10 protein-coding genes are annotated in these 13,300 nt (G+C 59.4%); 3 read left to right on the top strand and 7 right to left on the bottom strand.

Features of this window, described 5'->3' with window-relative positions; genetic code table 11:
• Positions 1–44: 44 nt before the first annotated feature.
• The 6 genes from serB to pgi all read right to left on the bottom strand — a co-directional run bounded on the left by serB (position 45) and on the right by pgi (position 9,790).
• Positions 45–983 carry a phosphoserine phosphatase SerB gene (gene serB / locus FVV99_RS13200; protein WP_236645411.1) on the bottom strand — a complete coding sequence of 313 codons (939 nt, stop codon included), beginning with the start codon at positions 981–983 and terminating at the stop codon, positions 45–47.
• Entirely contained in the window at positions 980–3,226 is a 2,247-nt protein-coding gene (gene parC, locus FVV99_RS13195; RefSeq protein WP_148254561.1) for a DNA topoisomerase IV subunit A, read from the bottom strand. The genes serB and parC overlap by 4 nt, the downstream gene beginning before the upstream one ends.
• A 169-nt stretch (positions 3,227–3,395) precedes the next feature.
• Complete coding sequence (locus FVV99_RS13190; protein WP_236645410.1) at positions 3,396–5,372, bottom strand: methyl-accepting chemotaxis protein; 1,977 nt, start codon at positions 5,370–5,372, stop codon at positions 3,396–3,398.
• Between the two features lie 120 nt (positions 5,373–5,492).
• Positions 5,493–7,373, bottom strand: coding sequence for a DNA topoisomerase IV subunit B (parE, locus tag FVV99_RS13185; RefSeq protein ID WP_148254560.1), 1,881 nt, complete (start codon positions 7,371–7,373; stop codon positions 5,493–5,495).
• A gap of 19 nt (positions 7,374–7,392) precedes the next feature.
• The gene (locus FVV99_RS13180; protein WP_148254559.1) at positions 7,393–8,049 is read right to left on the bottom strand and encodes a YqiA/YcfP family alpha/beta fold hydrolase; all 657 of its coding nucleotides are present in this window, start codon (positions 8,047–8,049) and stop codon (positions 7,393–7,395) included.
• A 28-nt stretch (positions 8,050–8,077) separates the two neighbouring features.
• Positions 8,078–9,790, bottom strand: a complete 1,713-nt coding sequence (gene pgi / locus FVV99_RS13175) for a glucose-6-phosphate isomerase (RefSeq protein ID WP_148254558.1) — start codon at positions 9,788–9,790, stop codon at positions 8,078–8,080.
• A gap of 108 nt (positions 9,791–9,898) precedes the next feature.
• Between pgi and cmoA the strand changes: the two genes are divergently transcribed.
• From cmoA to FVV99_RS13160, 3 genes are all read left to right on the top strand, one after another.
• Positions 9,899–10,642, top strand: a complete 744-nt coding sequence (gene cmoA, locus FVV99_RS13170) for a carboxy-S-adenosyl-L-methionine synthase CmoA (RefSeq protein WP_148254557.1) — start codon at positions 9,899–9,901, stop codon at positions 10,640–10,642.
• On the top strand, positions 10,643–11,635 hold the full coding sequence (gene cmoB, locus FVV99_RS13165) for a tRNA 5-methoxyuridine(34)/uridine 5-oxyacetic acid(34) synthase CmoB (protein ID WP_148254556.1): 993 nt from the start codon (positions 10,643–10,645) through the stop codon (positions 11,633–11,635). It abuts the gene before it with no gap.
• A 142-nt stretch (positions 11,636–11,777) separates the two neighbouring features.
• Positions 11,778–12,350: a cytochrome b gene (locus FVV99_RS13160; RefSeq protein WP_148254555.1), complete on the top strand. Its 573-nt coding sequence runs from the start codon at positions 11,778–11,780 to the stop codon at positions 12,348–12,350.
• A 66-nt stretch (positions 12,351–12,416) separates the two neighbouring features.
• Here the strand turns inward: FVV99_RS13160 and FVV99_RS13155 are convergent.
• A partial coding sequence (locus FVV99_RS13155; protein ID WP_407921350.1) for an elongation factor 1-alpha C-terminal domain-related protein occupies positions 12,417–13,300 on the bottom strand: 884 nt, incomplete at its 5' end.

Here is a 13,300-nt window from a genome sequence, read left to right as displayed (position 1 = left end):
ATCCGGGCGATCCGCGCTACCGAAGACACGGATCTCCACGACCACTACGGTGTCAGCTCGTCGTCTGCATGGCCGAGCAGATAGAGTAGCGCATCCAGCCCCAGGGTCGCGATCGAATAGCTGGCTTGCTCCCTGACCAGAGGTTTGGCATGAAAGGCGACACCCAAGCCGGCCGACGCCAGCATCTTGAGATCATTGGCGCCATCCCCCACGGCGACGGTCTGTTCAAGCGCCCAGCCCTCACGCTCCGCAATCGTTCGTAGCCAATAGGCTTTCCGATCGGCATCGACGATCGGTTCGCGCACGCTGCCAGTGACCTGCCCACTGTCGAGAACCAGCTCGTTGGCATGCACCTCATCGAAACCTAACCGCGACTGCAGGTAACGTGCAAAATAGGTAAAGCCCCCCGACACGATGGCCGTCCGGTATCCCAGGCGTTTCAGGTTCCTCATCAATCGCTCGCCCCCCTCCATCAACGGTAGCGTGTCAGCGATTTCGATCAGTACCGACTCATCGAGCCCGCGCAGTTTGGCCATCCGTTCACGAAAACTTTGCTGGAAGTCCAGCTCCCCGCGCATGGCACGTTCAGTGACGGCAGACACCTGATCATAAACACCGTGACGGCGCGCCAATTCGTCGATGACTTCGGCCTTGATCAGTGTCGAGTCCATGTCGAAACACACCAGGCGATAGCGCCATGGGTCGTGACCGGCCTCTCGTACCGCAATATCCACCTCATGCGCAGCGGCCAATGTCAGCGACTCTCGGCGCAAGACCTCGAGATCGACGCGCTCTCCCTCCACGACGTATTCACGGCAGACACCTTGCGCCGGTAACGCCTCATCCGCAGGAACGGGAGAGGCAAGATCTCGGTGTATTTGCGTACGCAAGCCATGTCGCTGCAGCAAGCCATCGACTTCGTTCAGCACCCTCTCTGACAGCCGTGGCCCCATCAGAGTCAGAATCAAGCGTTGTTGCGTCACATCTCCACTCCCAGACTGTCAACCTTTTGGAAACCGCGCGGTAACTTGCTGCCTCGACGGCCACGTTCGCCGGTATAGTATTCGAGATCACCCGACTTGAGCGTCAACTTGCGTTTTCCCGCCTGTACGACCAGCGAGGCCTTGTCGGGAAGAAGTGCCATATCCTTGACGAATTCTTCCCGGCGCGCCGCTCGGCCGCCGGGGATGTCGATCATCTTGTTTCCTTTGCCCTTGGCCATTTCAGGCAGGGAGTCCAGGGTAAAGATCAGCAGACGTCCTTCGTTGGATACGGCCGCGACACGGAGCCCATCCCCCTCGGGAACCGGTTTCGGGGGCAATACATTGCAGCCCTTGGGCAGCGTAAGGGCTGCCTTGCCCGATTTGTTCTTGCCGGTCAACTCGCCGAGGCGCGCAACGAAGCCATAGCCGCCATCGGAAGCCAACAAGTAACGCGTCTCCGCGGTCCCCAGCATGACCCCCATGAAGTGCACACCGGCCGTGGCATTGATGCGCCCCGTTACGGGTTCACCCTGGCTTCTGGCACTGGGCAGATTGTGTGCCGCCAAGGTGTAGGCACGACCATTGTCGTCCAGCAGCACGAGCGGCTGATTGGTCTTGCCGCGTGCCGCCAGATGGAAGCGATCACCGGCCTTGAACGATAACCCGGCCGGGTCGATCTCATGGCCCTTGGCAGCTCGAATCCAGCCCTTCTCGGATAGCACGACGGTGACCGGATCGGCCCCGATCAGCTCGACTTCCGACAACGCCTTCGCTTCTTCCCTTTCGACCAGCGGTGCGCGCCGCGTATCACCGTATTCGCGGCCCGCCTCGCGCAATTCCGCTTCGATCAAGTCGGTCATCGCCTCATCGTTACCCAGCAATTCCTGCAGGCGTTCACGTTCGTTCTCGAGTTCATCCTGCTCACTACGCAGCTTGAACTCTTCCAGCTTGGCGAGATGACGCAAACGCAGTTCGAGAATCGCCTCGGCCTGACGATCGCTGAGACCGAACGTCTCCATCAAGGCCGCTTTGGGCTCGTCCTCTTCACGAATGATACGGATCACTTCGTCGATGTTGAGGTAGGCGATCAGCAGCCCTGCCAGGATGTGCAGGCGATCCTCTACCTTGCCCAGGCGATGTTCCAGGCGACGGCGAACCGTGGCACGCCGGAAGCGTAACCATTCGCCCAGCATGTCGGGCAGAGGCATCACCCGGGGGCGTCCATCGAGTCCGATCACGTTCAGGTTGACACGAATATTCTTCTCGAGGTCGGTCGTCGCGAACAGATGCGCCATCAAGGACTCGACATCGACACGATTGGAACGGGGCTCGATCACCAGGCGGGTCGGCATCTCATGGGTCGACTCATCACGCAGATCCTCGACCATCGGGAGTTTTTTGGCCTGCATCTGCGCCGCAATCTGTTCAAGGACCTTGGCACCACTGACCTGATAAGGCAGCGCAGTGATCACGATCTTGCCATTCTCGCGCTCGTAGTGGGCACGTACCTTGACCGAACCACGGCCGCTTTCATACACCTTGCGCAGCTCCGCACGCGACGTGATGATTTCCGCCTGGGTGGGGAAATCCGGTCCGGGCACGTAGTCGGTCAGGTCTGCCGTCGTCGCTTCGGGGTGACGCAACAAATGACAGGTCGCCTCGACCACCTCATGCACATTGTGTGGCGGGATATCCGTCGCCATCCCCACGGCAATACCGGTACCGCCATTCAACAGCACATGAGGCAACCTCGACGGCAAGACCACCGGTTCATTCATGGTGCCGTCGAAATTGGGAGTCCAGTCGACGGTGCCCTGACCGAGCTCGGAAAGCAGGACTTCCGAGAACCTGGACAGCCGCGCTTCCGTGTAACGCATCGCGGCAAACGACTTGGGATCATCCGGGCTGCCCCAGTTACCCTGCCCATCCACCAGCGGATAGCGATAGCTGAAGGGTTGCGCCATCAGCACCATCGCTTCATAGCAAGCACTGTCGCCATGCGGGTGGAACTTGCCCAGCACATCGCCGACGGTACGCGCCGACTTCTTGTACTTGGCATTGGCTGTCAGCGACAGCTCCCGCATCGCATAGACGATGCGCCGCTGTACCGGTTTCATGCCATCACCGATATGCGGCAGTGCGCGATCCAGGATCACGTACATCGAGTAGTCGAGGTACGCCTTTTCGGTGTACTCCTTGAGAGACAGGCGCTCGACGTCGCCTTCCTCCACGAAAATGTCCATGACGATGAATCCTATCTTGACGGCGGAGCCAATCCCTTTCAGTCGCTGGCAATCCAGTACCTTCACTACGCACCGCCGTACGGTGCGTCGTCAGGTTGAACAAGGGTAGTAGCGGATACGAGATCCTAACACACACCAATCGCAGAGACTGCCGTCGACTCCTTCAACGTCAAACCGTTTGCTCCGATTCCAGCGACGGCAATGAGGTCTTCATCGTCGCGTTCTCGTCATGATCTTCGGCACGATGGAACGCCTCGATCAGTTCTCTCAACTGCTGTGCCTGTGAGGCCAACTCATTGGCGGCAGTCGAGGCCTGGTTCACCAGACCAGCGTTCTGCTGCGTGACGGTATCCATCTGCGAGATGGCTCGGTTGATCTCATCGATGCCGTTGGTCTGCTCATTGGACGCCTGGCTTATCTCTCCAATACGCCCGGCGATCTCCTCAATGGAGACCACGATCTCTTGCATGGCGGTTTCCGCTTCACGGGCGTAACCACTACCGGTCTCGATCTGTGCCGACGTGGTGCGAATCAATTCATTGATATTGCGTGCCGAGGTAGCACTGCGTGACGCCAACTCACGCACTTCACTCGCTACGACGGCGAAACCGCGCCCGTGTTCTCCGGCCCGCGCCGCCTCCACAGAGGCATTGAGCGCCAGGATATTGGTCTGGAAGGCAATATCCTCGATCACATCGACGATCGAAGAAACCTCACCCGAACTTGCGCTGATATCCTGCATCGATTGCGCCAGACGCGTGACCTGCTCACCGCCGCGCTTCACCATCTCTGACGATTCAGCAACGCGTTTGTCGGCCTCGCCGGCATTTTCCGCATTGCGCTTCACGGTAGAGGCCATCTCTTCCATGGTCGATGACGTTTCCTGCAACGAGGCAGCCTGCTGCTCCGTGCGACTGGAAAGCTCCGAATTACCGGAAGCAATGTCGTTGGCTTCACTGGCGATCGCTTCCGAGACGCCTCGCACGTCACCGAACAGTCGACGGAGCTTGTCAGAATAGCGGTTGACGGCTTCCCGGAGTTCACCGATTTCATCATCGCGATAGACAGTCAGGGTGCCACTGGCTTCCCCCTGCCCCAGCTGGTCGATCTGCTGTGTCGTATCGCGGACCTGTGCCAGCAACACGCGGCCGCCCCACCAGCCCAATGCCAGCAACAGCGCCAACAGAGGCAGGATGAAGATCAATAGATCCCGAGTCAGGGACTGTGCCAGCGACGTCACACGCTCCTGCGGTGTTACTAGCCCCAATGTCCAGCCGGTGTTAGACATATCGAACAAGCGAATAGAGGCCGGTTCATCAAGTACGCCCGCCGTCTCGACCGACACTTCATGCTGCGAAGAATCCAACCCTTCGACCACCGGTTGCAACCAGGCCATGTCGTCAGCCAGCGAATTCAGTGACTGCATCTCGGACGTGGAGAGATCGGCTCCCGGGAAATGGATCACATTGCCCGCCTTGTCGAGAACGAAGGCATAGCCGCCGGTTGCGTCCCCTTCCTGGGTCAAGAAGTCCGCGACGCCACCGAGCTGCATATCGATCGTGGCCACCCCGGCAAACTCGCCATCGAGCGAATAAGGCACGCTGCACGTCACCATCGCCACGCCGGTCGTCGGGTCGCGATACGCCGTGGACCAGACACAACTGCCGGGTTCGCTGCCACGCGCACTGGTATACCAGGCTTCCTCCTGATAAGGCGCGATATCCGATGCGTTATAGGCATCGGAAAACGCCAATTCGCCTTGATCGTCGCGAGCCCAGAAAAAACTGTGCTTATCCACGCCTGACTCGAATGCCCCCGGTTCAGGCCATATACCGCCGCCGGCAATGGCCGCATTGCCATTGTCATCGACGACGGGAGGCAAAGCGTCACGGTAGAGAGAATCACGCGGTGGCAACGATTCGGCCAACGCCGCCAGACTCGATGTATTGCCTTCCACCCGGGATAGACGGGAATCAAGCGCATTGACGATCGAGCTCCCCGTACGATCGATCAACGACTGGCTGGCATCAATCACCTGTGGCTGGCCCCGCCATGCCATGACGACATAGATAGCAACGGCCATCAGAATCATCAGGACAACCGCCGCCAACGTCAGCTGACGTGAAATCGTTTTAAACCAGGACATCATCCCCTCCCGCCAATAGTCTTGTTAGCGGGGCCCTGCATTTCCCAGGCCCCTTCGTGCACTATCGGCAGGACAAGGGTAAAATTAAGCGTCCGCGGTGACGGACAGTGCGCTGCTCGTTCACACTTCGATATCGGCCAGATTGCCGTAATCTTCCAGCCACCCCTTGCGATCGGACGCCCGCTTGCGGGCCAACAACATATCCATCATTTCCAGCGTGCCGTCGTTTTCCTCACGAGTGAGCTGTACCAGGCGACGGGTATCCGCCGCCATGGTCGTCTCGCGCAGTTGCAATGGACTCATCTCTCCCAGCCCTTTGAAGCGCTGCACATTCGGCGTTCCCCGCTTGTCTTCCAGACGCTTGAGAATGGCGCCTTTCTCGCTCTCGTCCAGGGCATAGAAGACGTCCTTTCCAAGGTCGATACGATAGAGGGGGGGCATGGCGACGAACACATGGCCAGCATCGACCAGCGCCGGGAAATGGCGCACGAAGAGCGCACACAGGAGCGTGGCGATATGCAATCCATCGGAGTCGGCATCGGCAAGAATGCAGATCTTGTGGTAGCGCAGTTTGGAGAGATCGTCACTGCCTGGATCCATACCGATGGCCACCGCAATATCGTGCACTTCCTGCGAACTGTAGATATCGTGATGCTCCACTTCCCAAGTATTGAGGATCTTGCCACGCAGCGGCAGAATCGCCTGCGTTTCACGATCGCGCGCCTGCTTGGCACTACCGCCGGCGCTATCGCCTTCGACCAGAAACAGCTCGCTTGCCACCGGGTCCTGCCCGGCACAGTCCGCGAGCTTGCCAGGCAGCGCCGGCCCGGACGTCACTTTCTTGCGCGCCACTTTCTTGGCGCTCTTCTGGCGACGCTGGGCGGCATTGATCACCAGTTCGGCCAGAGCCTCGGCCTGATCGACATGATGATTGAGCCACAGTGAAAACGCATCCTTGACCACACCGGAAACGAAGGCTGCCACGGTCCGGGAGGAAAGTCGCTCCTTGGTCTGGCCAGCGAACTGTGGGTCGAGCAGTTTCACCGATAACACATAGGAGACACGTTCCCACAGGTCGTCGGCAGTCAGCTTGACACCCCGCGGCAACAACCCGCGGTAATCACAGAACTCACGCAACGCGTCGAGCAGCCCCGACCGCAGTCCGTTGACATGCGTGCCCCCCAGCGGCGTCGGGATCAGGTTGACATAACTCTCCGTCAACAACTCGCCACCTTCAGGTAACCATTGAATGGCCCAGTCGACGCCCTGTTCGTCATCGGCGAAATGGCCGATGAACGGTGTCGGCGGCAAGACATCGTACCCATCGGTCGCCTCCGCCAGATAATCGCGCAGGCCATCCTCGTACTGCCACACACTCTTGTCGCCGCCAGGCTCGACCAGAGTGACCTTGAGGCCGGGACACAACACCGCCTTGGCACGCAACAGGTGCGTCAATCGCGGCAGAGAGAGCTTGGCACTGTCGAAGTAGCTCTCGTCGGGCCAGAAACGGACCATCGTTCCGGTCGTACGTTGCGGGCAGGTGCCTATCACCGACAGGTCAGCCACTTTTTCACCATGCTCGAAGGCCATGGCATGGCGGTGACCATCGCGGCAGACCTCGATCTCCAGACGATCGGATAACGCATTGACCACAGAGACGCCGACCCCATGCAACCCACCGGCAAACCGGTAACTGGACTGGGAAAACTTGCCGCCGGCATGCAGCTTGGTCATGATCAGCTCGATACCGGTCACTCCGTGCTCGGGGTGCATATCGATCGGCATACCGCGACCGTTATCGCTGACTTCGATCCCGCCATCCTCCAACAGACACACTGAAATCTCGTCTGCATATCCCACCACCGCTTCATCGACACTGTTGTCGATGACTTCCTGGACCAGGTGGTTGGGGCGAGAAGTGTCGGTGTACATCCCGGGGCGTTTGCGCACCGGCTCGAGTCCCGAAAGAACCTCGATGGAACTTGCGCTGTATTGCGTCATGCCTCATCCATACTGATGACTATTGTTGGAAGTACGAAGGCTCGAATTGCAAGCTTTCGGATGTCAGACGATGCCCACCATGGGCCAGTACCGCGGGCAGATATTCGACCAAGCGACTGAAGCCATGATCGCCCTTGGGAACGATCAGGGTACGACAACCACGATAGGCCTCAAACGCTGCCCGGCAATCGAGCGTTTCATCCGCCGTGCCAAGCAGCAGCAGATAACGTGCAGGGTCCACATACGCCGGTGTCAACGACTGCAAATCGTCACGATGGTGGGTATCGATCGTGAACTGCTCACCGGTATATTCGTTGACCAAACGTTCACCCAGCCAGGCTTCGACCAACCCGGCCGGACGAACCGCAGGATTGATCAGCACGGTCGGTAAATCATGCCGTTCAGCGAGACACGTCGCCAGAAACCCTCCCATGGAGCTGCCCACGATCAAGGGGCATTCCCCCAGTGCATCGAGGTGGCGTTCCGCTTCGCCATATGCCGTATAGGGTAGATGCGACAATTGCGGTGTCGAACACGGCAAGGGACCACCTGCCACATGCTGACAGGCCGCGCTCATCAGACGCGCTTTGGGCGAACCACTGCCACTATTGAAGCCGTGCAAGTAAAGCACGCCGCTGGTCACTGACTGGCGAGTGCTCCCGTCCAGACTCAGCATAACGCACACCCTGTATAAACAGCCAGCCTCACTTCCCATCCTCGGATGCCGGTCCTTCATCGGATCGCATCGAGGCTTCGGCAGCCCATAACGCGTCTATCAGTCCTCGACTGGAGGCATCCATGGCCTCGAGCCCATCTCCCGAGGTCAGCACTTGCTCGGTCTCTCCGGCAATCTGCTTACCCAATTCCACGCCCCACTGATCGAACGGATTGATATCCCAGATGGTTGCCTGAACGAACACCTTGTGCTCATACAGAGCGATGAGCGCCCCCAATGTGTCGGGAGTCAGACGATCGAGCAATACCGTCGTCGATGGCTGGTTACCTCGATAACGCTTGTGGCTGGGACGCACGCCAGGTGCCTTGATCGCATCATCACCCAGCATCAATACCCGCGACTGGGCAAAGCAATTGGCCAACGTCAGGCGGTGCTGCTCGATCAAGTGTTCCCGTGTCGCCGTATCGGCAACATCATCGTAACGCTTGAGCGGCGCAATGAAATCACACGCCACGGCCTGGGTTCCCTGATGCAACAGCTGATAGAACGCATGCTGCGCATTAGGGCCGAGCTGCCCCCACAGAACCGGACAGGTAGAGTAGCTCGTTACCTTGCCCTCATGCGTGACCGATTTGCCGTTGGACTCCATCTCGAGTTGCTCCAGATAGCTGGCAAAGTAAGCCAGCCGACCATCATAAGGCAGAATGGAGTGCGCCCGGATATCCAGAAAGTTGACGTTCCAGATCCCGGCCAGCGCCAGTAGGACGGGGAGGTTGTCCGTCAACGGCGCATCCTGGAAATGGCGGTCCATGGCATGGGCTCCGGCCAGCAGCGCACGAAAATTCGCCATACCGGTGATTAACGCAATCGGCAGGCCGATTGCGCCCCACAAGGAATACCGTCCGCCAACCCAATCCCAGAACTCGAGCTGGTTGGCGGGGGCGATTTCCCACTCGTTCATCTTGTCGGGACTCGCCGATACGCCGATGAAATGCTGACGCATCACCAGGTCGCGTTGCACACCATGCCCCGTGCCGACCAGCCGTGACAACAGCCAGTCTCTCGCCGTACGCGCATTGGACAAGGTATCGATCGTCGTGAACGATTTCGAGGACAGAATGAACAGCGTCGTCTCCGGTTGAAAACGGGAGAGGTAATCCGCCAGTTGCGAACCGTCCATGGTGGAGGCGAAATGTACTCGAATCCGCTGCGCCTCGGGCGGACGATAGTCGGCCAGGGCGTGCGTCACCATCAGGGGACCGAGATCCGAGCCCCCGACTCCCAGGTTGACCACATCCCGAATCGCATGGCCGGTCGCTCCCCGCCACTGGCCGGCATGCAGTTTGTCGACCATGGCTTCCATGCGCGACAGTTCACGATGGACGCCGGGCACCACGTCACCGCCATCGACGATCAACGACGCGTTTTGCGGCAAACGCAGCGCCGTATGAAGTGCCGGACGATCTTCGCTGCGATTGACCCGCTCTCCATTCAGCAAGCGTTCAATGGCCCCCGGCACGTCGGCCTCGCGCGCGAGATCCAGCAGCAGAGATACTGTTTCAGGTTGCCAACGCTGTTTGGAGAGATCGAGGGTCAAGCCTGCCGTATGTCGGCTGAAATCGGCGAAACGGTCTGTCGACGCCGCGAACAAGTCCCGCAAATGGGCCGAGCGCATCGACTCGGCATGGGCTTCGAGTGCTTGCCAGGCGGGTCGTTGGTCGGGCCGAAGATCACCGCTCATAGACTCTCCTTGACAGGCCGGATACGTTTTCCGGCGATCCGTGCAGCATGCCGGCCCAATAGGTAAAATACAGGGCTCAACCTGACAATTGCGGCCTCGCATGACACCATGAGTAATGCATCTTACCGTGACGCGGTCTTTTCGACACCCCTGGATCGCGTCGCCCGTTTTTCCTTCGATGAGCAGGTAGTGTCGTGTTTCCCCGACATGATCCGGCGCTCGGTGCCCGGTTATGGCCAGATTCTCGGCATGTTGGGAGAAATCGCGGCGCGCCATCTTCGCCATGGCGCCCATGTCTATGACCTCGGTTGTTCACTGGGCGCCGTCGGGTTGGCGTTGGCCGGCAGACTGCCGCCGGAAGCCTTCCACCTGAGTGCGGTCGACCTGTCACCCGCCATGGTAGAACGCGCCCGCAACACGCTTGCCGAGGAGTGTCCCAACCATGCCATGGAGGTTGTCGAAGGCGACATTCGTCACCTCGATTATCAGCCATCGGGGTTGATCGTCCTCAACTTCACTTTGCAGTTCCTTGCCCCCGAGGAGCGCGACGCGGTCATCAGCGCCCTCTACCACGCTCTGGAACCCGGCGGCATCCTCATCCTGTCGGAAAAGATCGTGGCAAACGACGAACAGGACAATGCCTGGCTCGTCGAACGTTACCATGATTTCAAGCGCGCCAACGGCTACAGCGAACTGGAAATCAGTCAGAAACGAACGGCGCTGGAAAATGTGCTGATACCCGATACGCTGGACGCGCATCATGCTCGTCTCTCCGGGGCCGGTTTCGACCGCAGCCTGACTTGGTTCCAATATCTGAACTTCGCTTCGATCATCGCCTTCAAGGACGCCTGAGTGTTATCCAACGACGCCCATCGCCCCCTTTATCACGCGTTCATCGATCAGGGATTGGATGATTGGTTAGCGCGACTTCCCGATCAGCTTGCCACCGGCCTGGACCGTAAGCGTTTCGGTGATCTCCCTGCCTGGGAGAAAGCTGTCGCAAAACTGCCCGAACTACCGACCAGCCGCCAGGTATTTCTGGATAACGACACGGTCACGGTCGACGTCGACCTGACCGAACCACAATGTCGGCAATGTCAGAACCTCTTGAAAAAGCTCATGCCCTGGCGCAAGGGGCCTTATCGGTTGGGCGGTGTCATGATCGACACCGAGTGGCGCTCGGACTGGAAGTGGCAACGGCTGGCGCCCCACCTGTCCCCGCTTCACGGTCGCCGGATTCTCGATGTCGGAGGTGGTAACGGCTATCACGGGTGGCGAATGGCAGGGTCCGGCGCGGACTTCGTTCTGGTGCTCGACCCGTCACCACGCTTCTACTATCAGTTTCAGGCAATACGGCATTTCATTGGCGATGCCGATGCGGGACGCACGCATTTCCTGCCGGCCGGCATCGAGGACGTACCGGAACGGCTGGAAGCTTTCGATACCGTATGCTCGATGGGCGTGCTGTATCACCGCCCCTCGCCGCTGGATCATCTCCGCCAGCTCCACGGGGCCCTCCGACCGGGTGGCGAACTGGTCCTGGAAACGCTGGTCGTCCAGGGTGACGAGCAGACGGTTTTCATGCCGGGCGAGCGTTATGCCGCCATGAGCAATGTCTATTTTCTGCCATCCTCCCTGGCACTGTCGCATTGGCTGACCCGCTGCGGATTCGAGCGAGTCCGTATTGTCGACGAAACCGACACGACAACTGACGAGCAGCGAGCCACCGACTGGATGCAATTCCAGTCACTGGCTGACTTTCTCGCCCCCGATGATCATTCTCTCACGCGTGAAGGTTATCCCGCCCCGAGACGCGCCATACTGATTGCCGAGAAGCCACGTTGATCGCGATGGGTTGCCCCCTACGTCGCCAACCACTAATGTACTAACAATAAACGCACAGCGTCATTGAATCCTGACAACCACTGTCACGCGATTGGCAACATGAACAACACGGTCACCCTTGCCCGGTGAGACTGGAAACGCCATGCCCGACAGACCTATTTTCCTGACCTACACCCGATATCGTCCTATCCAGCGGCTGTTGCACTGGCTAGTCGCCCTGCTGGTACTCGGCTCATTGAGTATGGGGCTGACCATTGGCTATCTGGGGTTCGAAGGCTTGGAGCAACGCTTCGGTCTCAACACCACCAATGCCCTATACCTGTTCCACAAATCTTTCGGTGTACTGATTCTGGGGCTGATGGTCGTTCGTCTTCTGGCACGGCTGATACTGGGCAAGCCTCATTACGCCGTACCTCTGCCACTGCCCATGCGCATCGCCAGTGAAATCGTTCATGGTTTGATGTATCTGTTATTACTGGCCATGCCGATCCTCGGTTGGCTGGCTACCGCCTCCGGCGACTTTCCGGTACAGTTTTTCGGTACCAACCTGCCCGGTATCATCGGGGTGGACAAGGCATTGTCAGACACCCTGTTCCAGTGGCATGCACGAGTTGCCTGGTCCCTTCTGGTGCTGATCTCCATTCACGTCATCGCCGCCCTGTACCATGCCCTGGTTCGACGCGACGGTGTCATCCAGCGCATGCGCCCCTGGTAAACGACAACGCCCCACCAAGTGCTCGCTCAGCGGGGCGTTCTATCAGGGCAACGCGACACGGCGCCGTCAGTCCTTGAAGATATCGCGCACGTCCTTGGCTTCCCAGTGCGGAAAATGCTTGCGGATGAGCGCATTCAACTCGACTTCGAAGGCCTGCCAGTCGACCGGCGTCTCTCGACCGCCCTCGCGCTCGGCGACCCCCCGAATCATGCCGGCCCCGACCGTGACGTTGGTCAGCCGATCGATGACGATCAGGCTTCCCGTTCCGGGGCTACGGCGGTAATCGTCGACGGGTATCCGGCTGGTCAATTCGACCCGGCAACGGCCGATGGCATTCAACTCCAACTGGTCGGCCCGCTTGTGATCCAGCGTATTGATATCGACCTGATAGTCGATCGACTGGATCGTCCCCGACAGGTCCCGGGTCGCCAGCTTCAGGTCGTAAAGCTTGCCGGTTTCCAGTGCCGTATCGTGCATCCAGACGATATCCGCCTCGAAGGCGTTCGACAGCGGCACCTCGTCATTGGCCGCCACCAGCCAGTCGCCGCGGGAGATGTCGATTTCGTCCTCGAGCGTGACGCTGATCGCCTGTCCCGGATACGCACACTCCAGGTCACCATCGAACGTCACGATACGCTCGACCGTGCTCGTCTTGCCGGATGGCAACGCTTTGACCGATTGCCCGGGACGCAGGATGCCGGCCGCCAGCGTGCCACTGTAGCCGCGGAAATCGAGATTCGGCCGGTTGACGTACTGCACCGGCAGGCGCAGGTCGGCCAGGTTCTGGTCGCGGGCAATCTCGACCGTCTCCAGCAACTCCAGCAGTGGCTGGCCGTCCTTGCCGGCGGTCTGATACCAAGGCATCCGTGCGCTGCGATTGACGACGTTGTCGCCTTCCAGCGCCGACATCGGCACGAAACGGATGTCGCGGGCATTGAGCTTCTCGGCGA

This window comes from Aidingimonas lacisalsi (assembly GCF_008079445.1).
Taxonomy (GTDB): domain Bacteria; phylum Pseudomonadota; class Gammaproteobacteria; order Pseudomonadales; family Halomonadaceae; genus Aidingimonas; species Aidingimonas lacisalsi.
This window is presented reverse-complemented; position numbering and strand designations above follow the sequence as displayed.